The following is a 26,498-nucleotide window of genomic DNA, read 5'->3' on the forward strand; positions in this document are numbered from 1 at the left end:
GCTAAATCATTTGAATTTGTGTTACCTTCACCTAAATTATAAGGGGCCGTTTGTTTTCTGTCATGGATTTGTTCGCGCAGCGAACTTAGAGTTTTCTATAGTGTTCAGCTTCATGTCGGGACAGACCTGACCTACTGAAGGGGCATGAAAGCTTTTGCCTGGGGAGCGTTTCTCCATGTCATGGATGACGCCGATTTCCGTGCAGATGATGAAATCTTGGGAGAGGCTCTTTTCGGTATAGGCGACGAGGTCCGATGTGCTGCCGACGAAGTCCGCCAAATCAAGGATTTCCTCCTTGCATTCGGGATGCGCCAAGATTTCGGCTTGCGGAAGGTCGCGTCTCATCTTCAGGACATCGACAACGCGGATACTGGTATGGATCGGACAGTAGCCGTCATTGAAGAGGAACGTCTTCTCGGGAAGCTGATGGGAAATGTATCTGCCCAGGTGCTCGTCGGGAATGAAATAGATATAGCGGTTGGGAAGGGCGGCGATGACATTTTTCGCATTGGACGAGGTGACGCAAACATCGGCATGGGCCTTGATTTCAGCTGTGGAGTTGATGTAGCAGACGACAGCCACGTCTTCGTAAGTCTCGCGGATTTTTTGGATGTCGCGGATTTTGACCATGTGGGCCATCGGACAATCCGCCTTCAGGTCGGGCATCAGGATGACTTTCTCCGGATTCAGCATCTTCGCGCTTTCGCCCATGAAGGCGACGCCGCAGAAAACGATCACTTTTTCCGTGACCTGTGCTGCAATTTTGCTCAAATAGTACGAATCCCCGATAAAATCTGCGATATCTTGAACGTCTCCAGGAGCGTAGTAGTGTGCGAGAATGACGGCATCTTTTTCTGCTTTCAGCTGCAATATTCTTTCCGTAAGTTCATCCATTTGTGCGTCCCCTTTTTTAATGATAGTTTAATGAAAACGACTATATCACGTAACTTTACACGTGTCAAGACACCTTTCAAATGTGGAAAGGAAGCCTAACTTCGGTGAAGGAAGGCTTCGCCGGAGTTCGGGGACCATTCCTGTTGCGTACTCCGATGAGTGTAGCTTCGTCGTAGTTGCAGTCGAAGGTTACCGATGTCCTCCGGTGAGCGTACCCGTCACCGGAGCTGTGCAATGTTTTTCAGTTTTCTTCCGGACGGAGAGCACCACGTTCTTATGCACAACGAAGAACAGGCTGTCTTTGGATGGTAATGTCATTAACTTAAGCGATTGACAAGTAAGAGAGAGGAATGCTCAGCGCGGTAGCCATTACTGTCGAATAGGTGAGGTAGATTCGACAATTTGACACCAGATTGGACCGAGATTGTCGAATGCCGAGAAACTTTCGACAATTTGACATCCTGTCGGACCGAAACTGTCGAATATCTGTGGAACATTCAACAATTTAGCCCTGCATTCAAGAAAAAGCGAGAATGCATCATGCATCCTCGCTTTTTTACAGTTGCTAAGTTGCTTAAATTAATGACATTACTCTGGATAAGTATTTCTTATCAATATTTTTCGAGACTCTTATTGAACGCCTGCAGATGTCCTTCCGAAGCGTTACGCAAAGCCGTGAAGGTTGCACGAACGTCATCCGGGATGTCCTGTTCGAGGAATTTATTGTACATCGCGATATTGTCAACTTCTCCCGCGGCGCAGTTATCCAGTGCCTCTCTTACATCCGCCGCACGTTGGATGTGATCGGCTGATTCGTCAGCCGGAATCGCCAAATTGTATTTTTCGAACAGAACAGTCATTTCGGTGATGTGCTGAGCTTCAGAAGAAATGATGTTGTTGAACGGAGCTTGATCTCCGAAGGTTTCCAGTACGTAGGCGTATTCTTCGTGGGCCAAGTGTTCATCTTGGATGGCGTACGTGAACATCTCTTCCATCGTCAGATTGTTGTCCGCCAAGGCGCCAACTGCACCATAGATATAGGGTGTTTCAAGCGATGCGCTTTCTTCCATGTCGCCTTCTGCGCTGTCTTCCATCATGGATTCATCGTGTTCGGAACTACTTTCGATCATTTCCGATGAACCGATTGCTGAAGAATCATTTGTCGCGGTATCTTCGTCCGCGGAACAACCGACCAACAGTAATAGACTCAACAACGCGGCGGAACCGTAGAGTTTCTTCTTGCTGTTCATTTTTTTTTCGTCCTTTCATACAAACGCTGCACGATTGAATGGGGAAGGGGATTTGAGAAGTTTTCCGACGTTGTTGAATGATGAATGGGAAGGATGAACGAAGAATGAAGAACTTGTCACCATTAAGGTACGCCTCACTCAAAAAAATGTCAAAAAATTGGACCTGTTCGGAAGAAAAATTAACCTCTCCCACGAAACCGCAATATTTGCATAGGTTCACTATTTTAGGTATTGTTGATTTAGAATAATAATTTATTTATAGTAAATAATTTTGTGCATCAAGCTATCTACATGCAATTATTTATATCAGGAAAAATGGAAGAGGAGGAAACAAATATGGAAACAAAAGCAGAAACGAGACAACTGGAAACACCCATCAAAAACACCGTCGCTGTGACGTACCTGATTATGGTTATCGTCAACGCATTGGCAAACATCCTTCCGATCAACGGGATCGATACAGGTGCGATATCGGATTCCTATCCGAACCTGTTTGCGCCTGCTGGATTGACGTTTTCGATTTGGGGCGTCATCTATTTGTTGCTATTGGGCTATACGCTTTACCAATTCGGTTTGTTCCAAGGGGATAAGAGCAAGGTGAAGACGGAATTGTTGCGTAAAATCGGTATCGTCTTTTCTGCCAGTTCAGTAGTCAACGCTGCTTGGATCTTCAGTTGGCATTACCGCATGATCGGCCTGTCGGTGATCTTGATGCTGGTGATTCTGCTTAGCCTGATCTACATCAACCAGTTGATCCTGAAGGAAAAACTCGATCAGAAAGAAAAACTGTTCATCCGTCTTCCGTTCAGCGTCTATTTCGGCTGGATCACGGTGGCAACGATTGCGAACATCACGACGCTGCTGGTCGACATCGGCTGGAATGGCTTCGGAATTTCTGAGTCGATCTGGACAATCCTGATCATCGTAATCGGGCTTGTAATCGGAGCCGTCACGATGATCCGCAACCATGACATCGCCTACGGGCTGGTGATCATCTGGGCTTATGCAGGCATCCTGATCAAGCACATGTCCCAGGACGGCTTTGCCGGGCAATACACCGGCATCATCATGACCGTCATCGCTTGTATCGTACTGATGGGCGTGGCGATCGGCTACGTGCTTTTCGCGAAGAAACAAGTGCCGACCAGCTTGAAATGATAACAATTTTGATAAAGTTATAATTTGATTGACTTGAAACAGGTCCCGGCAACGATTCGACTGAATTGGCGCCGGGACTTGTTTTTGTGCCATTTCAGACCCTTTATGCGGCTATCGTATTGATGGTCGTGCGGATGCGGAAGTGATAAAATAAGCATGAGACAATGGGCTTCAAAAAAGGAGACGTGGATAAAATGAGCTTTGTGATTGAAATGGTGGAAACACAGGAACAACCGACTTTGGCTTTGAAAACGGTTACTCCGGTAAGTGAGCTTCCGAAAATATTGGGGAAGGCCTTCATGGACATCGTCACGCACATCATTGAATTGGGTGAACAACCGGTTGGACCAGCTTTCGTCGGCTATTTCAACATGGATATGGAAAGGCTCGAACTGGAAATCGGTTTTCCTGTATCCAAACCACTGCCTGGCAAAGGCGATATCCTTGCAGGAAACATCCCTGCCGGCAAACAGGTCAGCTGCATATACAAAGGTCCTTATATGGAGATGCGGCCTGCTTATGAGGAAATTGAGAAATGGATCAAAGATAATGGCTACAAACCGCTTGGTCCCGTCTATGAGCATTATTACAATTCGCCTGAGGAAGTACCCGAAAGCGAATTGCTGACGAAAATTGTATTCCTGGTGGAGTGAGCATACGCCAATTCCTATTTCAAAAAATGAGGCGATACCTATGACAGATGTAATGATCAACAAAGAAGTGGAAGTATTTTTTACCGGAAAACCTGAAACGAGAGCATTGTTCAGGGCTGTGGAAAGGAAAATCCGGGCAATCGGACCCGCCATCATCACGGTGACAAAGACCCAGATTTCCTTCGCTACAAGAACGCAATTCGCCTGGATCTGGATGCCGCAGCCTACAGACAGAAAGCGACCGCTGCACAGTTTGGTGCTGAGCTTCGGCTGCGGGCGCCAAATTGTGCATGATCAGATTGTCGAAGCGGTCGAACCGTACCCCGGCAGATGGACGCACCACGTCATCATTGCGGAGGAAGCTGATCTGACGGATGTCTTGGATACTTGGCTACAGGAAGCGTATCGGTTTTCTGAAACACGGGGGCGACAGCAATCTTCAAAGATATAGGCAACTGAACAGCAACCGCTGTGGATCAGTTCTGTCGACAAAATAAGTGAAGTTGATCGAACGGCAACTGCGGAAGTAGGTTGAAAAAGGAAGGGCCGATGGAAATGAACAGGGAGGAAATCAGCGCGTGGCTTCTGGAAGGCGATCCAGCCATTACACCTTGGTGGATCTGCGCAACCTCTGCATCCCGGCAACACCGGAAATCAAGAAGGCGTTGGCGCTCATCCTTGCCACTTCAATCGGGCCTGATGGTGGCATTAATCCGTCAAAGGATATCGAGCAGAGTGATGTCTGCATCAACGGGATGTTCCTGAACTATGGTTGTTTTTTCGGGACGGATGAGGAAAAGCTCAGGTCGGTGGTCGATTTCATCATTAGCCAGCAGCTGGCCGATGGCGGCTTCAATTGTCGCCTGAACCGATCTGGTGCCCGTCACAGTTCGATGCATTCCACGATCAGCGTCCTGGAGGGCATCCGTGAGTACATCGCTGCCGGTTATGCCTTCAGGGCGGAAGAGTTGAAGCGGATTGAAGGAGAGGCACAGGAATTCCTTCTGCGGCATCGGCTGTTTAAATCCGACCATACCGGCGCAGTCATCCATCCGAGCTTTTTGAAATTGGTATACCCGCCGCGTTGGCGCTATGATATTTTGCGCGCGCTCGATTATTTTCAAAGTGTCGGTTATCCGTATGATGAAAGGCTGCAGGATGCTTTGGACATTCTGAAGGAAAAGCGACTGTCGGACGGACGCTGGAAAACGCAGGCCCATCATCCCGGCGAAGTGCATTTTCAGATGGAACAGGCCGGAAAGCCAAGCCGCTGGAATACGCTCAGATGCCTGCGAGTACTGGAATATTATGACAGGGATGCATGATGCTTTTAAAGAGCATCATGCATCCCCTGAAATGGAAGGAGAGCTAGTTATGACGGAATCCGGATTTCCCGAGGAGTGGCTCAGTTTGCGTAATCCTCAGGAATGGCATGACTGGCTGGCGCAAAAGCATGATCAAAAGGATCAGATTTGGCTAAAAATCAAAAAAGCCCATGTTAAAGGCGAGGGTGTACTGCTCGCAGAAGCGGTCGAAGAGGCGCTCTGTTTCGGCTGGATCGACGGTAAGATGTACAGTCTGGATAAGGAAAGCTTCATCATCCGCATGACTCCTCGCAGGCCAGGTAGCGTGTGGTCGCTGGTCAACCGCAAACGTGCCGAAGCTTTGATGGCGGCAGGAAGGATGACTGAAGCCGGTTTGGCGGTAATCCTAGATGCGAAGGCCAGCGGGAAATGGCAAGCGGCCTACTCCTCGATGGAAGTCCCGGAGCTGCCCGAGGAATTGGAGCAGGCATTCAAGGATGATCCGTTAGCCCGCGCGTGTTTCGAAGGCTGGCCGACCGGTGAAAAGGCCCACTATCTTTTCTGGATCGCACACGCAAAACGTCCCGATACCCGGAAAAAAAGGATTGCCGAAACGTTGGAACGGGCACAAGCCAAAAAAAAGCCATCCCCTTGAAGAGGATGACCGAGCTTGATGCGGTAGACAGTCTACAGCAGCTCCTGCGCCAATAAGGAATAGGTTTTGAGCCGCGCCTTTTGGGAATGCGGCATGCTGATGATCATCGCTTCGTCGAAACCGTACTGTTCCTGCAGATTCAGCAATGTTTCTCCGGCTTCTTTCGCGGTCCCGATAATATGCGTCTTGCGGATGTCGTTGATAAGCTGCTTCTCGATTTCCGTCAGCGGGTAAGCGGCGGCTTGTTCCGGGGTCATCAGGTGGTTGCGCATCATTCCGCGGAAAAGCTGCATCTTGAAGATTGCATACGGCAACTCTTCGTAGAGCGCTTCTTCGCGCGTATCCGCGACGATGGCATGGAAAGCGGCGCTAATCTGTTTTTCGGGCATGGCTGCGGATGGGGCAAAATTCTTCTTGTAGAGGTCGAAAATACTTTTATCAAGCGTCCCGGTGAAGAACTGCGCGAATGAATAGCCGACGCCCATTCTAGCGGCCTGGACGGCACTGTTTCCGCTCGAACCCAATAACCAGGTCTGCGGAACGGTCACGTCTACAGGCGCCGCGGGAGTGTCCCGGTAAAGTGGATCCTGGGGTTTCCGGTCTTCCAAAAGATCCAATATCGTCCGCAGTTTTTCGTAATGATTCTCCAATTGGGGCGGGTTGCCTTGCGCTAATGCGTACATGGACTGACGATCGCCTCCGGGGGCACGGCCTATGCCCAAATCGATCCGACCGGGTGCAAAGCCGGACAGTGTTTTGAAGACTTCCGCGATTTTCAAAGGGGAGTAATGCATCATCATGACGCCTCCGGTTCCGACACGGATCCGATCCGTCGCGGCCGCGATGAAGGCGGCGATGATTTCGGGCGCGGCGCTCGCCATCAAATTGCTGCCGTGATGCTCGGCGAACCAAATGCGTTCGTACCCGAGGCTATCGCCTAAACGGGCGAGTTCTTTGGCGTTCTGCAGGGACTGCTCGGCGTTGCCGCCTGCTGTGATGTGGACTTGGTCCAAGATGCTGAGTTTCATAATTTCCTCCGATTCTTTATTCTGAATACATTTGTGCAAATGATTTCCAAATTATTGATAGATTGACTATAACAAACCCAGCCGCTTGGGACAAAGAATCGGCTTTGGAATTGTAAGCGGGATAGGGTGGTCACAAAAGAAAAGGAAGTGGGTAAATGGGCCTCATTCATCATATCGAAATCAATGTCAGCGATCTGACGGCCAGCAAGCAATTTTGGTCGTGGCTGCTGGAAAAGCTGGGCTTCAGCAAATACCAGGAATGGGAGCAAGGCTTCAGCTACAAGGAAGATGATACATACATCGTCTTCGTCCAGACAGCCGAACGTTTCCTGGATGGATCCTATCACCGCGGACGGACCGGATTGAACCACCTGGCCTTCGCTGTAGACACAAAGCATCAAGTGGACGAACTGTACAAAGAACTGCAAAGTCGCGGCATCCCGTTGCTGTATACCGAAAGACATCCTTTCGCAGGCGGAAAAGAACACTACGCCGTCTTTTTCGAAGACCCCGATCGGATCAAAGTCGAGGTTGCAGCAAGATCCCCATTCGGACAAACGAAGCACATCCATTAATGGCGAAAATTTAAATTACAGAAAGTGGGAAAGGCTATGGAAATCGGGATCATTGTCCACTCCTTGACGGGAAATACCTTGTCGGTAGCGGAGCGGCTGCAGGAAAGGCTGGCGGCTGACGGGCACGACGTGGAGATCGAACAGCTCAAGACCATCGGAGAGGAAAAAACAAACGAGAACAACAGCGCGAACATCACACTGAAGTCCTATCCGGATCCGCAGGCGCACGATCTCCTGATCATCGCCGGACCGGTCAGAGGAGCTTCCGCTTCCCCTGTACTGAAGCACTATTTTTCGCGGGTCGGCCAATTCGAGAACAAGCCCATGCTCCTGTTCGTGACCGAGTTCTTCCCTTTCCCGTGGATGGGCGGAAAAAATGCCTTGAAGCAGATGACGGCACTTTGCGATGAACACGGCGCCGATGTCATCGGCAGCGGCGTCATCAATTGGAAGAATCCTCACCGCGAAAGGCAGATCACGGATTTGCTGCAGCAGTTCAGCGATTTGGCAACGGGGATGGATCAAAAAATCAAATAGCTGCGCTGCGCAAGTTATCCGGAAAGGGGCATCAAGAGATGATAACCATCTTCAATCCCGAGGAACAGAAGTGGCCAATCAAGGTGTGGCTGGAGAATGAGGAACAAATCGGTGAGGACTGTCTGCAACAAGCGAAGAATCTGTCTAATCTACCATTTCTGCATCAATGGGTCGTACTGATGCCGGATACGCATTCCGGCTACGGCATGCCGATCGGGGGCGTCATCGCTGCCGAAAAGGTCATCATTCCGAATGCGGTCGGGGTGGATATCGGCTGCGGGATGAGTTTTGTCCAGACGAACATCCCTGTCGAACGGCTGATCGAAATCGAGACGCCGAACGGGAAGCTGGCCCAGGCGATCGCGGGCGACATCCTGCGGAATATCCCGACCGGCTTCGAGCACCATAAGAAAAAACAGCAATGTGAATCGGTCGCCCGCTTCCTTGAAGGAATGACACCCGAGGAAAAGGACACGATGCCGCAGGAATTGATGAAGGAACTGGACGATGCCGCCTATCAAGTCGGCACGCTCGGCAGCGGCAACCATTTCATCGAACTGCAGACGGACGATCAGGGAAAGCTTGGCATCATGCTGCATTCCGGGTCGCGCAATCTGGGGTTCAAAATCTGCCATTATTTCAACGATATGGCCAAGGAAGTGAACAAACAGGAACAGTCTCCGGTCCCTCCCGAGTGGGATTTGGCCTGTTTTTCCACCGAAAGTGATCTCGGGAAACTGTACCTGCGCTGGATGAAATTGGCGATGGATTTCGCCGAAGAAAACCGCAACCAGATGATGGAGAAGGTGCTCGATATCGTCCGACTCTGGGTGAAAAAGTACGCCGGCATCAATCACGTCAAGTTGTCGGATGCCGTCCACTGCCACCACAATTATGCCGCACTGGAGGAACACTAGTTCATCATCCTCGTCAACCAATACAGCCAGCTGCTGGGATTCTACTATACGCTGGACGGCAGCATCCAGGAAATGATTCCGATGTTGAATCAGGAAGTGTTCCGCAGTTACTTGCCTTACATCAACGGCATGCTGGTGCTGCAATTGCTGTTCTCCGCCAGCAAACTCGTTTTCAGGAAGTGGACCTATCCGGTCGCGACCGCCAATCTGATTTTGAATGTACTTTCGTTTGTATTGTTGTGGTTCATCCTTCAAGATACAGCCATCCTGAATCCGGAGCTCGTCACGAAAATCGGCGAAGCCGCGGATGGGCAACGGGTACTTAATACTGCATTCAACTCGATCAAAGCCGTCTTCCTGTTCATCTTCCTGCTGGACTCATTCGAAGGTTTCCATGATGCCTACAAAAACAGCAAAAAGCCGGCTTGAACCGGTAAACTATTACGGCCGGTATGTGAAAAACAGAGCGGATGGTCTATAATGGGAATGCAAATCGGTATTTTTGGAGGGAACAACTGAATCATGGAACAAACAACAGCTAAAGAATACATCCTTTACAACGAAGTCACGAACGAATACCTGACGCGCGTCACCTTCATGGGCAGCACCGTCTACAAGACGACGACGCTCGACTTGGCGCTGCGTTTCTCTGAACAGGACAAGGAGAGTCTGGAAGCGATGGGAGCCGGCAATCCGGAAAAGGTGCTGAACAACATCGAAGCGACGGCCTTCGGAAACGATAGCGATGTGAAGGAAACATACAGATTGTCCAACTTGAGCTTCCTGTCGATCAACGATTTGACGCCGGAGGAAAGGGCAGCTTTCGATCAGGAAATCGAAGAAGGCAAAAAGAAAGCAGCCCGGATCCACTGCTGCCGGATCGTCAGCAGATAAACCGCCAAGTCGGAACAAGCAGCAATCAATCAAATCAGTCATTATTCAGGACAGAGCAGTAGGCAAATTTTCAGGTCAGGTTGCACAAGCCAGCCCCGTAAAAAGGTTGCTGCTGACTTCGAATGACACTCCTCGGCGATTGGTCGGGGAACGCCACCGAAAAGGCAAAAACACGGGCGTTATGCAATCCTATTGCATAGCGCCCGTGTTTTTATTTGATTCAATTTATTTATTTACTAGTAGCTACTTCGATTTTTGCTGTTTTCTTGACAGTCGTCACATTGCCCAACGGCAGGACTTCTTCGCCGTAGACTTCGTTCAGAACTTGTGCCAAAGCGCCGTAGATGGCTGAGAAGCCGCAGAAGATGCCTTCGTAACCCGCGATTGTAGAAATCATTTCATTGCCCGTGAAGTCTCCCAAAGCAAGCAGGAAGAAAAGCAGTGTCAAAAAACCGAAGACGATCTGCAGGTTTTTGCTGATGCGCAATGTTCCGACGAACATGCCCAACGTGAAGAATCCCCACATGAACAGGTAAGCAGCCATGGATTTAGCTGAAGCCGCTTCGCCCATGCCAAGACCAGGCATAACGAGCGTTCCGACAAGGGAAAGCCAGAAGAAGCCGTAAGAAGTGAAGGCAGTTGCGCCGAAAGTATTGTTTTTCTTGAATTCCATGATTCCGGCAATGACTTGTGCCATGCCGCCGAAGAAAATGCCCATAGCCAAAATCATCGTGTTCATCGGGAAGTAACCTGTATTGTGGATGTTCAACAGGACTTATGTCGACGGCAAAGGCTCGATGAAAGGGATTTTGGCAAAAAATATCACATTGTTCGACATTGACGGAGAAGCGATGGATAAGGCCAGTTTGGTGACGTTCCTGTCCGAGTGCCTCTTCGTTCCTAATGCGGCTCTTCAGGACTACATCCGCTGGGAGGCAATCGACGCGCACCATGCCAAGGCGGTGATTACGGCATACGGTACCACTGCGGAAGGGATTTTCACGTTCAATGAAGATGATGAGATGATAGCCTTCACGACCGATGATCGGGAAGCAACGACGATGGATGGGAAAAGCGAAAAAGTCAGATGGTCGGCCATCTGCGGCGTGTACAAGGAAATCAACGGTATCCGTCAGCCGACAGAACTGAAGGCGGTCTGGCACTATGATGAAGGGGATTTCACTTATTTTGATGCGAAAGGTGCGATGATGAGTTATGACAAATAAGAATGAATGGAATGAATGGAATGGATTGACGGAAGCGGAAGCGGCTGAACGGAGAGTCCGATATGGACCAAACGCGCTGCCGGTACCGAAGCATCGCCTCCTTGGTCTGATTGCAAGGCAATTCCGCGGCATCTTCAATCTGATGCTGCTGATTGCGGCGGGCGTGACCTTTTCTTTGGGTGAGCCGATCGATGGTGCCTTTATCTTGTTGTTTGTGTTCCTTGGGACAGCACTCAACGTCTATCAGGAGCACAAATCGAATCAGGCGGCCGATAAGCTGAAAGCCTATCTGCTGAGCACAATTACGGTAATCAGGGCCGGAACGGAAAAGGAAGTGCCGACCGAAACGTTGGTGCCCGGGGACATCCTGAAGCTTGAGTCGGGCGATATCGTGCCGGCTGACGCCATTGTCCGCGTTGCCCGTGATCTTCTGGTCGATGAAACGACCTTTACGGGTGAGTCCATTCCAGTTACGAAACGGGCGTCCGTGTCAAGCGCAACTGCCGCTGATGAAGAAGAGCATCTGCTGCAAGGGATTGTGATTGTGCGGGGAAATGCTTTGGCTGAGATTACGGCGATCGGACAGGAGACGCAATTGGCTCATATCGCTACGACGGCATCAACCGTCCAGGCGGAGAGTGAACTGGTCAAGAGTGTGGACAAAATCAGCAACTTCATCATGAAAGTGACGCTGCTGACGCTCGGATTCGTTGTGTTGGCCAACATCCTGATCGAGGGCAGGGAGGCGGATGTCACGAGTCTGCTGATTTTCGCGATCGCCCTGGCCGTATCGGCCATCCCGGAAGCTTTGCCGCTCGTGCTGACTTTTTCCCTTTCAAGGGGAGCTCTGGAATTCGCCAAACGCGATGTCATCGTCAAGCGGCTTTCCGCGGTCCAGGATTTGGGATCAGTCAATCTGTTGTGCACCGACAAAACCGGAACAATCACGGAAAATCATCTTGTGTTCAGCAATGTTTATCCGATGGCGGAATCCCCTTACGATCCACTGGTCTTGGCGCGCTTGGCCGCCATCAATCTGCATGAGCGGATACCGGAACCTTTCGACCGTGCAAGCGATAAGGCCCTCACGCAAGCGCAACGGCAGATTGTGGAGCGCTACAGTCTCGCGCAGGAGGAGGCCTTCGATCCGGCGCTGCGCAGCAACGGCGCAGTCGTGAAACAGGCGGACGGTTCGACGCTGCATATCCGCCGCGGGAGCCCGGAATATTTCTTCGGGGAAGGATTGATTTCCCGCGATACTGTTGCGGATTGGCTGCAGGCAGAGGAAGAGGAAGGCCACCGGGTACTGGGCGTGAGCTACGACGACGGCAGCGGTGCGCGTTTCGGCGGATTTGTCTCTTTTGTGGACCGTATCAAGGAATCCACTATTGCGACCGTAGCAGCCGCAAAACATATGAATGTCGCCATTACGGTCATCACCGGGGATGCCCTGAAGGTGGCCGAGGCAGTCGGAAGGGAAGCCGGTTTGGTGACGGAGAGCGCTGAAGTCACGGAGGCTGCCGCCTTTTTGACATTACCACTGGCCGAAAGGAAGAAACGTCTGTCTTCAATTCGCGTCTTTGCCCGGACGACACCGGAGCAAAAACTGGAACTAATCCAATTGCTGAAAGAACAATTCACAGTCGGTTACTTGGGTGAAGGGATCAATGATGCACCAGCCCTGAAGGCGGCACATGTCTCGATGGTCGTGCAGTCCGCAGCGGATGTCGCCCGTGAGACCGCCGATATCGTATTGCTGCAGAACGATCTGCGGGTAATCGTCGAAGGCATCCGCTTTGGGCGGGAAACGCACGCCAATACGATGAAATACATCCGCGCCACTTTGATCTCGAACTTCGGTAATTTCTATGCGGTCGCCATCGGCTCGCTCTTCATCAGCTTTTTGCCGATGCTGCCGAAACAGCTGCTGCTCCTGAATCTGCTTTCCGATTTTCCGATGATGGCCATCGCCTTTGATCGCGTATCGGCTCAGGAAGTAGAACGACCGCAACGGTATGATCTGCATTCCCTCTACATCATTTTCGTCACGATGGGGCTCGTCAGCACCGTCTTCGATTTCATCTGCTTCGGTCTATTCTACAGGATTTCCCCGGCAGTGCTGCAGACCAACTGGTTCATTGCCAGCGTGTTGACGGAGATATTATTGATGTTGTCGATCCGCTCCTTGGCTCCGATCACCAAGGCCGGCTGGCCGGCGCCGTCGATCGTGATCCTTTCGGTGATCGCCATGGCACTTGCCATCGGATTGCCGATGATTCCCGCTACTGCCGCCTTCTTTGAATTCCGGCCGCCGACAATGGCGCATTTGGGGATCATTTTGGGGATCGCCGTTTCTTATCTTGTCGTCACGGAACTCGTCAAACGTCCGTTGTCTGGGTTCGTCAGTAAAAGATAGAACCTAAAAAGGCTGATTCCGCGTGGAATGCAGCCTTTTCGGGTGTGGATCATATGCAACGCGGGATTAATTTCCCTCTGTCCGCAGCATCAGCACGCCTCCAATGATGAAGAGGAGAGAAATACTGGCGAGTCCGTTGCGTGAGTCACCGGTCAATTGACTCGTGAGCGCATAGAGCGCTGGGCCGATGATGGCGGCAAATTTGCCGAGGATATTGTAGAAACCGAAATATTCGTTGGCGTTCTCCTTGGGCACAAGTTTGGCGAAATAGGAACGTGAAAGTGCTTGGATACCGCCTTGCGAAGTTGCGACCAAGATGGCGAGAATCCAAAATTCAACGGCGGAAGTCATGCGGAAAGCCAGCAGACAGACGAGCAGATAAATACAAATGCCCACAAGAATCATCTTTTTGCTGCCGAAACGTTGAGCCAATTTCCCGTAGAGGATCGTAAAAGGGAAGGACAGGATCGGAATCACCAGCACGGCAATCATCAGCATATCGGAAACAATCCCGATGCTGTCACCGAAGACGGCGGCCATGTGGATGATCGTGTTCAATCCGTCGATGTAAAAGAAATAGGCGATCAGGAACAAGAACATTTTCCTGTGGCTGAGGATCTGACGCAGTGTTTTCGATAGTCTGGCGAAACTGTCATGGATGATATGTTCGCTGGGCGGGAGGAAATAGCGCTGTTTCACATTACGCAGCATCGGAATCGTGAAGACGATCCACCAAAATGCCGTGAACAGGAAGGAGGCTTTGACGGCGGTGGTCCGGGAAATGCCGATGCTCTCGCCGAACATGATCAGCAGGATCGAAAGCACGAACGGAATCGTACTGCCGCCGATATAACCCAGCGCAAATCCGTAAGTGGAGACCCGATCCATTCGTTCCTCGGTCGCGACATCGACCAAAAATGCGTCATAGAAGATATTTGCTCCGGAAAAACCGATTGTCGTGAGCATATAGAAGGCAAGCAGCAGGCGCCAATCGTCCGTAAAGCTGAGCGCAGCCGTTGCAACAACACCGATCAAGAAGAAACTTTTGAACAGTCGCATTTTCCATTTCGGATAATCCCCGATCGTACCGAGGATCGGCGCGAATACGGCGATAGCCAAAGTTGCGGCAGAGGTTGCATAGCCCCAATAAGAATCCGCCAAGTTCGGGGCTATGCCTACGCCGGTAGTGATCGATTTATAAAAAAGCGGCAGAATGACCGAGGAGATGATTATGGAGTAGGCGGAATTTGCCCAATCGTACATGATCCAACTTTTTTCCTGCAACGAAAAACTTTTCAACATGGCTTCCGCCTCCGATCATAAAAGGTGATAACGCTCTCATTTGCTTGTAATTTATTTATATCAGTTGTTGGGTGATAGCACAAGCCCCAAACCAGTCAAGCAGCCTATCTTTTCGGGAAAAAAGAAAATCGTGGTAAAATTCAGCTATAGAGAACAGAATGGGGGAAGGGAAGTCATGGCCAAATATGAACGCCCGGAATACACAGTACTGCTGTCTGAGGAGCCGTTCGAATTGCGGGAATACCGCGATTTCTACATCGTGGAATATGACAATGCCGCTGATCCGGGTGTTGACAGCGGATTCGGCACCTTGTTCCGCTACATTTCAAAAGACAATCAGGCCAATCGAAAAATCAGCATGACTGTACCGGTTATCCAGGAAATGTCGGAAGAACGCACGAAGATGGCATTTGTTGTCCCGAAGGCGGAATGGGAGGATATTCCGCAGCCCAACAGTCCTGCGCTGACCGTAAAAAAATTCGCCAACGGCCTTTTTGCGGTCATCCAATACGGCGGTTATTCGAATGATCGGAAAGAGCGTGACATGCTGGAGAAGTTGGCGCAGTGGGTGCAGGAGAAAAAGTACCAGCCTGCTTCGAATTATATGCTGGCATCCTTCAATGCACCGTTTGTGCCGCCTATGTTCCGGCATAACGAAATCATGGTACGAATCGTAACGGAGCAACAGGCTTCCGATTAAATACTGGACAATCCGGCGTTCCTTTTGTATCGTATCGTGGGACACACTAACAAAAAGGGGACTAGTGCATGAAAAATTTAAAAAGCGGCCTGAAAGGCTTGTTCGCACTTTTGGCGATCATTCTGGCCGTATGGGTCAATGGTGTCGATTCGCTTTTCGAGGAACAGACAACGGACTCTTCGATCAGCATCACCGCCAGCAGCTCGCAAAGTACTGAGGAAGACGCGAACGCAACAGGATCGCAGGAATCGGCCGAAACGGCAATCAGCAGTGGCGTTTCGGAAGGACAGTCCTATTCGACGAAAAACGAAGTGGCGGCCTATATCCACCAGTTTAACGCACTGCCGCCCAACTATCTGACGAAGGACGAAGCTGAAGCATTGGGCTGGGACAACGCAGAGGGCAATTTGTGGGAAGTGACGGATGGGATGTTGATCGGTGGTGATTTCTTCGGCAATCGTGAGGGCTTGCTTCCGAAGAAATCGGGCAGGACCTATTACGAAGCCGACATCAATTACGACGGTGGCTACCGCGGGGCGGAGCGCATCGTGTACTCGAATGACGGACTGATCTTTTACACGGATGATCATTACGAGTCGTTCGAGCAGCTGTACGGGGAGGGGAGTCATTGAAGATGGAAATCATCCGTTTGAACGGTAAGAAGATGACCGATCGGAAAGCAGCGCATGCCTACCTGAAAAAGAAATTGCATCTTCCCGAATATTACGGCAATAATCTCGATGCTTTATGGGATTGTCTGACGACGGATTATTCCGGCAAAATGATCATCCTGCATGATCCGCAAATGGTGCATAACCAACTCGGCGATTATGGGGATTCCCTGGTTAGCCTGTTAAAGGAAGTTGCTGCGACCAATTCCGCTACCCGTTTGATCCTGGCTTATCCGCTCCGAAGCTGATTCAAATCAACGAGCTAGGCAATAAATGATTGTCAACCAAAAAATCGCGGCCCACGCAAAAAAAGACGCAAAGACGCAAAAAAGACGATTCGCTCAGAATCGTCTTTTTTTGCGGTTTTGTCAATTTCCGAACGAAAAATTCTTTCTTTGATTGTCAACCAAGCGTATAGTTGACTGTACGGGGTAGACAAGTCAATGAGGTGATCAAATGGGAAAAAGAAAAGTCAGAGTCTATATCGCAGCCAGTCTGGATGGATATATCGCGCATTCGGATGGAGATATCGATTGGCTTGATAGTGTTGCGAGACCGGATGAAGATTATGGCTATGCCGCTTTTATTGAAACGATCGACACAGTCATCATGGGCCGGAAGACATACGAAAAAGTGTTGTCTTTCGGCGGGGAATTCTCGCATGCAGACCGGGACTGTTATGTCCTTTCACGGACGGAGCGTCCTTCTGAGGGGCAAATACATTTTTACAGCGGATCTCCCGACAATCTGTTGGACCAAATCCGGAGCAGACCCGGCAAAGACATCTTTATCGATGGCGGGTCCGAAGCAATCGACTTATTCCGTGAGAAAGGGCTGATCGACAGTTATACTGTATCCATCATCCCGATTTTGTTGGGTGAAGGGATTCCGTTATTTAAAGAAAGCAAGAAGGAGCACCCATTGAAATTAGTTGAAGCAACCACGTTCGATTCCGGCTTGGTGCAGCTCAACTATGAGCCGGCCAAGATATAGAAGCCTAAATGATCAGACATATTTGCTGCCTTCGCGGATGCTCAAACTGGACAGATCATCCTTATGTGCGGAAATGAATGCGCGCACCCAATCGGGATTCGTTTTGCTGAAATCGCGCAAGCTCCAACCGATAGCTTTATTGATGAAGAATTCCTTTTGGTTCAGATTATTTTTGATGATTTCTTCCAATGACACGGTGTCCGTCTTGGATTTGAAGCCGAGTTGATGATCGATTGCGACCCGACGAAGCCAGATGTCATTAGCCACGCTCCATTCCAACAGGATCGGCTTGCATTCCGGATAGCGTTGGACGATCGATCCGACAACGCCATCCAGGCCATCGACGGTATCCCACCAAGATTTTGCCTGGATGTATTGTTTCAATTTCGGCAAGTTTTCCGGAACAAGGCAATCCTGAATCGCCAGTAAATAATCGACGCCGGCATACTGGAATTCACGTTCTTCACGCTTGAAGCACTGGTCGACGAAATCGAAGTCGACGATTTTTTCTTTTTTTGCGGTTGCAAAAATTTTTTTATAGGCTGCTTTCCGCGGAGCCGATGCGATGCCCAGGAACGGGAATTGATTCCGCATATAGGCCGACATCTGGGGAGCACGTTTTTCATCGCGCAAAGCCAGCAAAGATTCAAAAATACCATCATACCACATGTTTTTTACCCGCCTTTCTGAGGTGGATGCAACTTATAAGTCACTCATCATGATTACTTTAGAACAGTTTCAGGAAAAGTGCAAACATGATTCAAAGGAGGAAATTATGGAAAAAAATAGAAAATTCAGCTGGATCCGAAAAGTACTGATCGGATTGGCCATAAGTATTATGATTGCAGCAGGTGCATTCTTTTGGTATGTGAATGACTATTATCAGGCAACGGTGGAGGCTGTTGAGGCGCTGCAGTCGGATGAGTCGATTACTGTTACGGAGACTGATGATACGATCACCTTTACTCCGAATGGAAAAGATCCGGAAGAAGGGGTTATCTTTTATCCGGGCGGAAAGGTGGAAGCGGAAGCCTATGCACCTTTGCTGCGTAGCTTGGCCGAAGCGGATTTATTGGTGGTCATCGCCAAGATGCCGTTCCATTTGGCGGTTTTTGACGCGGACGCGGCCGAAGCAATCATGGAACAGGAAGTTAGTGTGCAGGATTGGTATCTTGCCGGTCATTCTTTGGGCGGTGTCATGGCCTCCAGTTTTGCGGCCAATCAAACTGATAGAGTCGACGGCCTGATTTTCCTGGCATCCTATCCGTCCAATGATTTGACTGATGCGCCGTTTTCTGCGCTCTCCATCTATGGTTCGGAGGATGAAGTTTTGAGCCGTGAAAGCTACGATAAAGCGCAAGCGAAGTTGCCGGATGACTATACGGAAATCGTGCTGGATGGCGGTAATCATGGCCAATTCGGTGATTACGGCCTACAGGAGGGCGATGGCACGGCAACCATCAGTGCCCTTCAACAGCAACAGCAGACGGTCGAGGCCATCACAGCATTCATCGGAAACAGCCACCAGCAATAATGCAGCGGATCAAACAATACGTGAGATTTGCATGAAGGGAAGACAAATATGACAGAAATAACGATGGCGAAAATGAGCCAATTATCGGAAACACAAAAAGAGGATGTCAGAAAAATTTTCGTCAGCAGCTACTATAAGGACATGAAGACGTTGCATCGCGACACCGATCGCCTGCTTGGCGGATTCCGCAGGCTGCTGCAGGAGGACTTGATCCGAGTTGCGATGGACGGGGAGCGCCCGGTCGCGATGGTGGGCTGTTCGACCAACCAGCGTCGTGCGATGGAAGTCAACAAAGAGGATTTCCTGGCTAATTTCGGATTTCTCTGGGGACATGTCGGTTATTTCAGTTTTCGCAAAGAATACGGGGAGCCATTGGACATCGACGATGATACGCTCTATTTTGAATGTGTGGCGACCAACGAGGCAGACCGGTGCCAAGGTGTTGCCGGACGGATGCTGCTTAAGCTGATCGAAACGGAACCTTACGAAACCTTCGCCTTGGATGTCGTCGACAGTAACGGACGGGCTCAAAGTGTTTACGAAAGGATTGGCTTCCGCGAAGTGCATCGCAAAAAATCCTGGATCGGAAAAATTTTCATGGATTACTCGGAAAGCATCTGGATGAGCCGTCCGAAGCATTTGCCGAATCCATCGGAATGATGAGGAAGTCAAAAATTCAATTAGACAAACAGGGCCGGCTTTGATATAGTAATACAGATAGTAATCACATTCATTGATGAAGAAAGTACTTCGAGCAATGTTCACAGCGAGCGGGGAAGGTGGAAGCCCGCAACGGAGTGAAGAAGGAAACGCACTTCAGAGAAAATGACTTGAAAACAGGCGCGGTCCTCTGTTCAACGGACGGATCGGGAAAGAGTCTGCGAGTAGCGTCGTTCGGTTTAGCCCCGTTAACGGTTCAAAAGGATAAACTAATCAGAGCCCATCTGTGTTGCTTTATCGAATTAGAGTGGTACCACGGATGTTCGTCTCTATTTTGCCAGGGCAGAATAGGGGCTTTTTTTATCGTTATCGCAGATTTGCGGTACCTACTGGAAGATAAGTGATCCATTCACCGTGTGGATAGGCAGAGGCATATAATAAAGGAGCAGAAAAATATGGACTATAAAAAGATTGTTGCTGAAGAGATTCAAAAGCTGGTATCGGAGCATTTAACTTACGACCAAGTGTACCAATTGCTGGAAGTACCTAAATATACAGAGCACGGGGACGTAGCATTTCCGGCATTCGCACTGGCGAAAGCATTGCGCAAAGCGCCGCAAGCTATCGCCGGAGATTTGGCGGCACAACTGAACCATCCTTATATTGAAAAGGTTGAGGCGGTCGGCCCGTACGTCAATCTGTTCCTTGAAAAAGCAGCGGTATCGAATGCGGTCTTGCATGAAATTGCTGCCGAGAAGCAAGCGTTCGGAACAGCCGATATCGGAAAAGGCGGCAACGTGCCGATCGATATGTCCTCGCCGAATATCGCGAAACCGATCTCGATGGGGCATTTGCGTTCTACGGTAATCGGAAATTCTTTGGCCAATATCATGAAGAAAGTCGGCTTCAACCCGATCAAAATCAACCACTTGGGCGACTGGGGAACCCAATTCGGCAAGCTGATCGTGGCCTACAAATTGTGGGGCAACGAAGAGAAAGTCAAAGCTGAACCGATCAATGAATTGCTGACTCTTTACGTGCGTTTCCATTCAGAAGCAGAAACAGACGATACTTTGAACGACGAAGCCCGCGCTTGGTTCAAGAAATTGGAAGACGGCGATGCAGAAGCTCTGCATCTTTGGGAGTGGTTCCGTTCCGAATCGCTGCAGGAATTCATGAAAATCTATGATATGTTGGGAATCACGTTCGATTCCTTCAACGGCGAAGCTTTCTACAACGACAAGATGGATGAAGTCGTTGAGCTGCTGGACAAAGCCGGCATCCTGACCCAGGACCGCGGTGCAACCATCGTCGATCTGGAAAAATACAATCTGAATCCGGCTTTGATCAAGAAATCGGACGGCGCAACGCTGTACATCACCCGTGACTTGGCTGCGGCGATCTACCGCAAACGCAACTATGATTTTGCGATGTCCTTGTACGCAGTCGGCAATGAGCAAAGCAACCATTTCAAACAACTGAAAGCTGTTCTGAAAGAACTCGGCTATGATTGGGCAGAAAACATGCACCACATCCCATTCGGTCTGATCACACAAGGCGGCAAAAAATTGTCGACGCGCCAAGGGAAAGTCATCCTGCTTGAGGAAGTCCTGAATGAAGCGACCGAGCTTTCCTTGAAACAGATCAACGAGAAAAATCCGACACTGGAAAATAAAGAAGAAGTCGCCAAAGCAGTCGGCATCGGTGCCGTCGTTTTCCACGACCTGAAAAATGACCGTCTGAACAATTTCGACTTCGATTTGGAAGAAGTCGTGCAATTCGAAGGCGAAACAGGCCCATACGTACAATATACAAACGCACGTGGCTTGAGCATCCTACGCAAAGCGGCAGTTGAACTGGACACGACCGAAGCTGCTGATCTTGGTTTGGATGACGCGTACGCATGGGAAGTCGTGAAACTGTTGAACAGTTTCCCTGAAATCATCCAACAAGCCTACGAAAAATTCGAGCCATCCGTGATCGCGAAATACACGCTCCACTTGTCCCAAGCATTCAATAAATACTACGGCAACACAAAAGTGCTTGTCGAAGACGACAAACGCAACGCCCGTCTGGCTCTTGTACAATCCGTAGCCACAGTCCTGCAAGAAGGCCTAAGACTCCTAGGAGTCCAATCCCCAGAAAAAATGTAGAGCGAGATGAATCCCGGGTAGAAATCGAGCACTAAGGGGACAAACACAAAGCGGACGTTTTTTGTCCGCGTGGGGTTGTCAACTTAGGCGGAGATTTCTGGGATTCAGAGTTCGACTATGTAGGATACGACAAAAACCAAAATCGCCTAAAATTATGCACATAGTTTTGGGTTTTTTGATTTTCATTGAACAATTAAAAAAGAAAGAAGGGATAATCCGTGGATATCTACAGGAAGCTCATGGCTGATGAACGTGTCATTTACCTCATGAAAGGAACCCTGGTGGGTTTATCAGCCGGTTTTATTGTTAGTCTATTCAGATTAGGCATTGAATTTATTTTAGAAACAGTGATCGAAGGCTATCATTTCATGCAGGAACAGCCAATCTGGCTCATCCCTTGGGTAATTTTTTCAGTGACAGCCGCGCTCATCGTCGGAAAACTTGTTAAAAGCGAACCTAACATCAAGGGCAGCGGCATTCCGCAAGTTGAAGGGCAAGTACAGGGGCTCATCAGCTTAAACTGGTGGCCAGTACTCTGGAAAAAATTCATCGGCGGTCTACTGGCGATCGGATCCGGCCTTTTTTTAGGAAGGGAGGGCCCGTCCATCCAACTGGGATCCGCAGTGGGGCAAGGCATCAGCAATCTCACAAAGGGGGATGATGTCGAAGAAAAAATCCTTCTTTCGAGCGGTGCCGGTGCCGGTTTGGCCGCAGCTTTCAATGCTCCTTTGGCAGGACTGATGTTTGTCCTGGAGGAGGTCCATCATAATTTTTCTCCCTTGTTGGCCATCACGACTTTCTCTTCGGCGCTTGTGGCAAATTTTGTGTCCCTTAATATCTTCGGGTTGACTCCGGCGTTGGATATCGGCATGATGAACACGATCCCGATCGCCTACTATGGTTTGGTTATTGGTTTAGGTATCTTTCTGGGATTGAATGGCTGGCTCTACACCAAAGTAGTCTTGGTATTGCCTAAACTGTATGGCAGGTTGCCATTCATCCCAGCTCGGTATAATGCAATCTTGCCATTCCTACTGGTCATCCCGATCGGCTATTTTCTTCCCCAGGTCATCGGAGGAGGCAGCGAGCTGATCCTGCATTTGAGCAATTGGCAACTCTCCTTGGGGATGTTGCTCGGCTTATGGGTTTTGCGCTTTGTATTTTCGATGGTTTCCTATGGGGCGAATGTTCCCGGTGGTATTTTTCTGCCGGTCTTATCCTTGGGGGCAATATTGGGCGCCATCTATGGGAAAGCAACGTTGTCTCTGTTTTCTTTCGATCCGCAATATTTGCCGCATTTTATCATTTTTGCGATGGCGGGTTATTTCACAGCCATCGGAAAAGCACCCTTGACCGCCATCATTTTGGTGACGGAGATGGTCGGCGGGATGAATCAGTTGATGCCTCTTGCCATTTGTTCATTCAGCGCCTTTGTCACTGCGGATCTGTTGGGAGTGGATCCTATCTATGAGAGCCTTTTGGAAAGGCTGATCGCTTCACATGACAGCAAGCGCAATGGGAAAAAATATCTGTTTGATCTACCGGTCAGAGCTGAAAGTTATTTTTCCAGCAAAGAGATACGTGATGTCCGGTGGCCTGAGGATGTGTTGGTGACATCGATCCGAAGAGGCCAACAGAATGTTGTGGCAACCGGGAAAACAGTTATGCAGACTGGCGATGTGTTGCGTGTTTTGACGGATTTGGGCTTGGCCAAAACCGTTCAGGAGGAACTGAAGCAATTGGAAAAGAGGCGACTTTTCGACACTTGATGCATCAAGTGGGTTTTTTCTGAAAAATATGCTATCCTTATATTGAAGTTTTCAAAGTCGGTGCATCGCAAGCCTTGTTAAAGGAGGTTCTGTATAATGGGAAGAATTTCAGACATCACATTGACCAATCAAGCGGAGCAGCGCATCATTTCCATCAAGACGGAAACGACGCTGAAAAATATGCAGACGAAGATAGAGGACTGCCGCGAAAAAATCCTGACCTATCTGAATCTGTTGGAAGAACTGCCTGCAGGTCCCTGTTTCACGATCTATTACTCCTTCACGAAGCAAAACGTCGAAATCGAGGTCGGCTATCCGATCGCAAAAATGTTGCCTCCGCAGGATGATATCCGCATGTCCATCATTCCGGCAGGGAAACGGATATCCTGTCTGAACATCGGTCCTTATAATGAAATTCCCAAGATTTATCAGGAAATGGACCAGTGGTTAGCGGTACATGATTTCGAAACGAACGGCATCTCCCATGAAACCTACTACAACGGCGGAGGCTTCACACCGCAAGAATACTTGACCAAAATCGAATTGCCTATCCAAGAGGCAGATGAACCATAAGAGTCAAAAAAAAATTATAGCTACAAAAAGGCGAGCCGTCGAATAGACGGCTCCACTTTTTTGGAAAGGAAAAAAATATGCAACAAAACAAACAGCCAGCAATGGCGGAAAACAAGATGGGTGTTATGCCCGTCAACAAGCTACTGATTTCGATGTCCGTGCCGATGATGATTTCGATGCTGGTGCAGGCCTTGTATAATGTCGTCGACAGCATCTTTGTGGCCCAGATCGGAGAAAAAGCACTGACGGCCGTATCCTTGGCGTTCCCGGTGCAGAACTTGATGATCGCTTTGGCGGTCGGGACCGGGGTCGGTATCAATGCCTTGGTTTCCAGACGCCTTGGCGAAAAAAATTACGAGGCCGCAAACAGTACGGCCGATAACGGCATCTTTCTGAATGCTATGCATTTCCTGTTGTTCTTGGCGTTGGGATTGTTTTTCATCCCGCTTTATTTCTCCTTCCAGACGAAGGATGCAGAAATCATCGCCTACGGAATCGATTACCTGCAAGTCATCAGTGTCTTCTCATTCGGGATCTTTATGCAGGTCAGCATGGAACGCCTGCTGCAGTCGACAGGCAGAACCATGTATACGATGACTACCCAAGCAACAGGCGCCATCCTGAACATCATCTTGGATCCGATCTTCATCTTCGGCTGGTTCGGTGTTCCGGCAATGGGGACAAGGGGCGCTGCGATCGCAACCGTAATCGGACAGATAGCCGCGGCTTCATTGGCCTTCTTTTTCAATGTCCGTTTCAATAAAGAAATCACATTATCGTTTAAAGGATTCCGTCCTGATATGCAAACGATCAAAAAAATCTATTCCATCGGCGGCCCGTCGATTCTGATGCAGGCTGTCGGTTCCTTCCTGAATTTGAGCCTGAACAACATCCTGATCCGCTTCACACCGACAGCGACTGCTGTTTTCGGTGTCTACTTCAAACTTCAGAGTTTCATCTTCATGCCGGTTTTCGGCCTGAACAATGGGATGGTTCCGATCATCGCCTATAACTACGGTGCAGACCAAAAAGAACGGATCAAGCAGACCATCAGCTTGTCGAAAAAATATGCGATGGCGATCATGTTCATCGGCGCAGCCATTTTCTTGCTGATTCCCGGAACACTGCTGCAATTATTCAATGCATCCGATGAAATGCTGGAAATCGGGATACCGGCTTTACGGATCATCAGTCTCTGCTATGTTTCTGCGGGATACAATATCGTTTCCGGTTCCGTGTTCCAGGCCTTCGGAAGAGGCGGCCTGAGTCTATGGGTCTCCATGATCCGCCAGGTCGTGGTGCTGTTGCCGGCAGCCTACCTGCTTTCTTTGTTGGGGGACGTTGCGTTTGTCTGGTGGGCGTTTCCGATTGCGGAAGTCTTTGCGCTGGTCATGAGCATCTATTTCAACAAGAAAATCGACAGAGAAGTCATCGCGAACATCTATCCGCATACAATTGGGGATGCTATCCCAGAAAAGTAAGAAAAGCGAAAGCCTTGCAGAGCCGAAGTGGTTCTGTGGGGCTTTTTTTATGGATTCATTTTAGGGCGGGCTTTTGTTTCCCGAAAAGTGTCCGGCTTTACTTTTAATCCCCAGAATCCTAAAATGAAAGAGACAGAAGGATGCTTGACACCAGAACAGAGGGGTTTCAGTGAAGATCGGAATCATCGGAGCGACAGGCAGACAAGGCAGGCTTATTTTGGAAGAAGCGCATGCCCAGGGACACGAGGTGACGGCTATCATCCGGAATCCCGCCAAGCTCGCCGATAAAGATGTAGCCATTATCGAGCGGGATATCTTCGATGTACAGGTGGAGGATCTGAAAGGGTTCGATGTGATTGTGGATGCTTTCAATGCGCCGGAGGGGATGGAAGAGGAGCATGTCACTTCGCTGCAGTCCTTGATCGATGAATTGGAGCACCTGCCGGAAACGCGTCTGATAGTCGTAGGCGGCGCCGGCAGCCTTTACGCAGATCCCGGAAAAACGATCCGGGTGATGGAAACAGCCAATTTCCCCGAGGCTTTCAAACCGACTGCGAAAAACATGGCCAAGGCCCTCAGCCTACTGAAGGAAAGCAAGGTCAATTGGACATATCTTTCGCCATCCGCTTATTTTGATCCCAACGGCAACCGGACCGGAAAATACGCGGAAGGGGCGGAAACGCTGCTGCTGAACAGCGAGGGTGAAAGTTACATCAGTTATGCGGATTACGCGATTGCACTGGTGGACGAAATCGAAAGACAACGGCATCTGAGACAACGCTACACAGTCGTCGGCGAGCGGCAGTAAGTTTTTGCGCTGACAGGCATGACGACGCAGAGGTAGTGCCAAAAATTCTATGGAAACTGCCCAAAATAACGAGGTGATGTGAAAAACCAAGCCCTGCTACTCAAAGTTAGGTGAAACAAACGCTCTTGACAACCGAGCCAATGGTTTCTTCCTTTGCCGTCAAGGGCGACGGTATACAAAAGGAGCAGCACAAAGTAGCCCTTGGCTTAGAAAATTTTAAACCATTGGTTTTTCGGATTGTAAAGAGTACGCTCCGCCGTTTGTTTAGTTTATTGGTTCTCTCTTTTTTAGAGGGCTCCGGTGCCAAAAGTTAAGGGGTTTGGTCCATCAGCCAATCTTGAGATAAA

The 26,498-nt window shown here is 49.5% G+C and carries 29 protein-coding genes and 1 other annotated feature; of the genes, 23 read left to right on the plus strand and 6 right to left on the minus strand.

What is annotated here, in order from left to right; translation table 11 throughout:
* Window positions 1-60: 60 nt before the first annotated feature.
* Together nadA and BMZ71_RS10335 are read right to left on the minus strand one after the other, a co-directional pair.
* A complete protein-coding gene (gene nadA / locus BMZ71_RS10330) occupies window positions 61-894 on the minus strand; it encodes a quinolinate synthase NadA (protein ID WP_086990206.1) in 834 nt (277 codons plus the stop codon).
* Between the two features lie 611 nt (window positions 895-1,505).
* On the minus strand, window positions 1,506-2,144 hold the full coding sequence (locus tag BMZ71_RS10335) for a ferritin-like domain-containing protein (RefSeq protein ID WP_086990203.1): 639 nt from the start codon (window positions 2,142-2,144) through the stop codon (window positions 1,506-1,508).
* Between the two features lie 336 nt (window positions 2,145-2,480).
* On the opposite strand from BMZ71_RS10335, the gene BMZ71_RS10340 reads away from it, so the two are divergent.
* From BMZ71_RS10340 to BMZ71_RS10360, 5 genes are all read left to right on the plus strand, one after another.
* Window positions 2,481-3,302, plus strand: coding sequence for a lantibiotic ABC transporter permease (locus tag BMZ71_RS10340; RefSeq protein ID WP_086990200.1), 822 nt, complete (start codon window positions 2,481-2,483; stop codon window positions 3,300-3,302).
* Window positions 3,303-3,496: 194 nt separating this feature from the next.
* Window positions 3,497-3,955, plus strand: a complete 459-nt coding sequence (locus BMZ71_RS10345; RefSeq protein WP_086990218.1) for a GyrI-like domain-containing protein — start codon at window positions 3,497-3,499, stop codon at window positions 3,953-3,955.
* Between the two features lie 40 nt (window positions 3,956-3,995).
* Entirely contained in the window at window positions 3,996-4,406 is a 411-nt protein-coding gene (locus BMZ71_RS10350; RefSeq protein ID WP_083546569.1) for a DUF5655 domain-containing protein, read from the plus strand.
* Between the two features lie 127 nt (window positions 4,407-4,533).
* Window positions 4,534-5,280 carry a prenyltransferase/squalene oxidase repeat-containing protein gene (locus BMZ71_RS10355; protein WP_086990198.1) on the plus strand — a complete coding sequence of 249 codons (747 nt, stop codon included), beginning with the start codon at window positions 4,534-4,536 and terminating at the stop codon, window positions 5,278-5,280.
* Between the two features lie 49 nt (window positions 5,281-5,329).
* Entirely contained in the window at window positions 5,330-5,914 is a 585-nt protein-coding gene (locus tag BMZ71_RS10360) for a YdeI/OmpD-associated family protein (protein ID WP_177187587.1), read from the plus strand.
* Window positions 5,915-5,946: 32 nt separating this feature from the next.
* On the opposite strand, the gene BMZ71_RS10365 is transcribed toward BMZ71_RS10360, so the two are convergent.
* Window positions 5,947-6,942 carry an MsnO8 family LLM class oxidoreductase gene (locus BMZ71_RS10365; RefSeq protein ID WP_086990190.1) on the minus strand — a complete coding sequence of 332 codons (996 nt, stop codon included), beginning with the start codon at window positions 6,940-6,942 and terminating at the stop codon, window positions 5,947-5,949.
* Window positions 6,943-7,097: 155 nt separating this feature from the next.
* On the opposite strand from BMZ71_RS10365, the gene BMZ71_RS10370 reads away from it, so the two are divergent.
* The 5 genes from BMZ71_RS10370 (at window position 7,098) to BMZ71_RS10390 (ending at window position 9,865) form a co-directional block, all read left to right on the plus strand.
* Window positions 7,098-7,517: a VOC family protein gene (locus tag BMZ71_RS10370; RefSeq protein ID WP_086990187.1), complete on the plus strand. Its 420-nt coding sequence runs from the start codon at window positions 7,098-7,100 to the stop codon at window positions 7,515-7,517.
* Between the two features lie 36 nt (window positions 7,518-7,553).
* Window positions 7,554-8,054 carry a flavodoxin family protein gene (locus BMZ71_RS10375; RefSeq protein ID WP_086990184.1) on the plus strand — a complete coding sequence of 167 codons (501 nt, stop codon included), beginning with the start codon at window positions 7,554-7,556 and terminating at the stop codon, window positions 8,052-8,054.
* Window positions 8,055-8,092: 38 nt separating this feature from the next.
* Window positions 8,093-8,971, plus strand: coding sequence for an RtcB family protein (locus BMZ71_RS10380; RefSeq protein ID WP_086990181.1), 879 nt, complete (start codon window positions 8,093-8,095; stop codon window positions 8,969-8,971).
* Between the two features lie 81 nt (window positions 8,972-9,052).
* The gene (locus BMZ71_RS10385) at window positions 9,053-9,400 is read left to right on the plus strand and encodes a hypothetical protein (RefSeq protein WP_086990178.1); all 348 of its coding nucleotides are present in this window, start codon (window positions 9,053-9,055) and stop codon (window positions 9,398-9,400) included.
* Between the two features lie 93 nt (window positions 9,401-9,493).
* A complete protein-coding gene (locus BMZ71_RS10390; RefSeq protein WP_086990175.1) occupies window positions 9,494-9,865 on the plus strand; it encodes a hypothetical protein in 372 nt (123 codons plus the stop codon).
* Between the two features lie 229 nt (window positions 9,866-10,094).
* On the opposite strand, the gene BMZ71_RS10395 is transcribed toward BMZ71_RS10390, so the two are convergent.
* Window positions 10,095-10,604, minus strand: coding sequence for an acetate uptake transporter (locus BMZ71_RS10395; RefSeq protein WP_086990172.1), 510 nt, complete (start codon window positions 10,602-10,604; stop codon window positions 10,095-10,097).
* Between the two features lie 22 nt (window positions 10,605-10,626).
* Between BMZ71_RS10395 and BMZ71_RS10400 the strand changes: the two genes are divergently transcribed.
* The gene (locus BMZ71_RS10400; protein WP_342724985.1) at window positions 10,627-11,091 is read left to right on the plus strand and encodes a DUF6544 family protein; all 465 of its coding nucleotides are present in this window, start codon (window positions 10,627-10,629) and stop codon (window positions 11,089-11,091) included.
* On the plus strand, window positions 11,081-13,507 hold the full coding sequence (locus BMZ71_RS10405; protein ID WP_086990166.1) for a cation-translocating P-type ATPase: 2,427 nt from the start codon (window positions 11,081-11,083) through the stop codon (window positions 13,505-13,507). The genes BMZ71_RS10400 and BMZ71_RS10405 overlap by 11 nt, the downstream gene beginning before the upstream one ends.
* 66 nt (window positions 13,508-13,573) lie before the next feature.
* Here BMZ71_RS10405 and BMZ71_RS10410 read toward each other — a convergent pair whose 3' ends face one another.
* Window positions 13,574-14,809, minus strand: a complete 1,236-nt coding sequence (locus BMZ71_RS10410; protein ID WP_218142801.1) for an MFS transporter — start codon at window positions 14,807-14,809, stop codon at window positions 13,574-13,576.
* A 175-nt stretch (window positions 14,810-14,984) separates the two neighbouring features.
* On the opposite strand from BMZ71_RS10410, the gene BMZ71_RS10415 reads away from it, so the two are divergent.
* The 4 genes from BMZ71_RS10415 to BMZ71_RS10430 all read left to right on the plus strand — a co-directional run bounded on the left by BMZ71_RS10415 (window position 14,985) and on the right by BMZ71_RS10430 (window position 17,173).
* Window positions 14,985-15,509, plus strand: a complete 525-nt coding sequence (locus BMZ71_RS10415) for an SOUL family heme-binding protein (RefSeq protein ID WP_086990163.1) — start codon at window positions 14,985-14,987, stop codon at window positions 15,507-15,509.
* Window positions 15,510-15,577: 68 nt separating this feature from the next.
* A complete protein-coding gene (locus tag BMZ71_RS10420) occupies window positions 15,578-16,141 on the plus strand; it encodes a ribonuclease domain-containing protein (RefSeq protein ID WP_086990160.1) in 564 nt (187 codons plus the stop codon).
* A 2-nt stretch (window positions 16,142-16,143) separates the two neighbouring features.
* A complete protein-coding gene (locus BMZ71_RS10425; protein ID WP_086990212.1) occupies window positions 16,144-16,428 on the plus strand; it encodes a barstar family protein in 285 nt (94 codons plus the stop codon).
* A gap of 208 nt (window positions 16,429-16,636) precedes the next feature.
* Window positions 16,637-17,173 (plus strand): dihydrofolate reductase family protein, encoded by a 537-nt coding sequence (locus BMZ71_RS10430; protein WP_086990157.1) that lies wholly within the window; start codon window positions 16,637-16,639, stop codon window positions 17,171-17,173.
* 12 nt (window positions 17,174-17,185) lie between these two features.
* Here BMZ71_RS10430 and BMZ71_RS10435 read toward each other — a convergent pair whose 3' ends face one another.
* Window positions 17,186-17,842, minus strand: coding sequence for a DNA alkylation repair protein (locus tag BMZ71_RS10435; protein ID WP_086990154.1), 657 nt, complete (start codon window positions 17,840-17,842; stop codon window positions 17,186-17,188).
* A 106-nt stretch (window positions 17,843-17,948) separates the two neighbouring features.
* On the opposite strand from BMZ71_RS10435, the gene BMZ71_RS10440 reads away from it, so the two are divergent.
* The 7 genes from BMZ71_RS10440 (at window position 17,949) to BMZ71_RS10475 (ending at window position 26,151) form a co-directional block, all read left to right on the plus strand.
* Entirely contained in the window at window positions 17,949-18,707 is a 759-nt protein-coding gene (locus BMZ71_RS10440) for an alpha/beta fold hydrolase (RefSeq protein ID WP_086990151.1), read from the plus strand.
* Between the two features lie 48 nt (window positions 18,708-18,755).
* Complete coding sequence (locus BMZ71_RS10445; protein ID WP_086990149.1) at window positions 18,756-19,367, plus strand: GNAT family N-acetyltransferase; 612 nt, start codon at window positions 18,756-18,758, stop codon at window positions 19,365-19,367.
* 64 nt (window positions 19,368-19,431) lie between these two features.
* Window positions 19,432-19,701 (plus strand) — a binding site (T-box leader).
* 121 nt (window positions 19,702-19,822) lie between these two features.
* Window positions 19,823-21,520 carry an arginine--tRNA ligase gene (gene argS / locus BMZ71_RS10455; protein ID WP_068562564.1) on the plus strand — a complete coding sequence of 566 codons (1,698 nt, stop codon included), beginning with the start codon at window positions 19,823-19,825 and terminating at the stop codon, window positions 21,518-21,520.
* A 239-nt stretch (window positions 21,521-21,759) separates the two neighbouring features.
* Window positions 21,760-23,289 carry a ClC family H(+)/Cl(-) exchange transporter gene (locus BMZ71_RS10460; protein WP_086990209.1) on the plus strand — a complete coding sequence of 510 codons (1,530 nt, stop codon included), beginning with the start codon at window positions 21,760-21,762 and terminating at the stop codon, window positions 23,287-23,289.
* Window positions 23,290-23,385: 96 nt separating this feature from the next.
* Window positions 23,386-23,862, plus strand: coding sequence for a GyrI-like domain-containing protein (locus tag BMZ71_RS10465; RefSeq protein WP_086990146.1), 477 nt, complete (start codon window positions 23,386-23,388; stop codon window positions 23,860-23,862).
* 77 nt (window positions 23,863-23,939) lie between these two features.
* Complete coding sequence (locus BMZ71_RS10470) at window positions 23,940-25,343, plus strand: MATE family efflux transporter (RefSeq protein WP_086990143.1); 1,404 nt, start codon at window positions 23,940-23,942, stop codon at window positions 25,341-25,343.
* 169 nt (window positions 25,344-25,512) lie between these two features.
* On the plus strand, window positions 25,513-26,151 hold the full coding sequence (locus tag BMZ71_RS10475; RefSeq protein WP_086990140.1) for an NAD(P)-dependent oxidoreductase: 639 nt from the start codon (window positions 25,513-25,515) through the stop codon (window positions 26,149-26,151).
* Window positions 26,152-26,498: the final 347 nt, after the last annotated feature.

This window comes from Trichococcus flocculiformis, assembly GCF_900113645.1.
Classification (GTDB): Bacteria; Bacillota; Bacilli; order Lactobacillales; family Aerococcaceae; genus Trichococcus; species Trichococcus flocculiformis.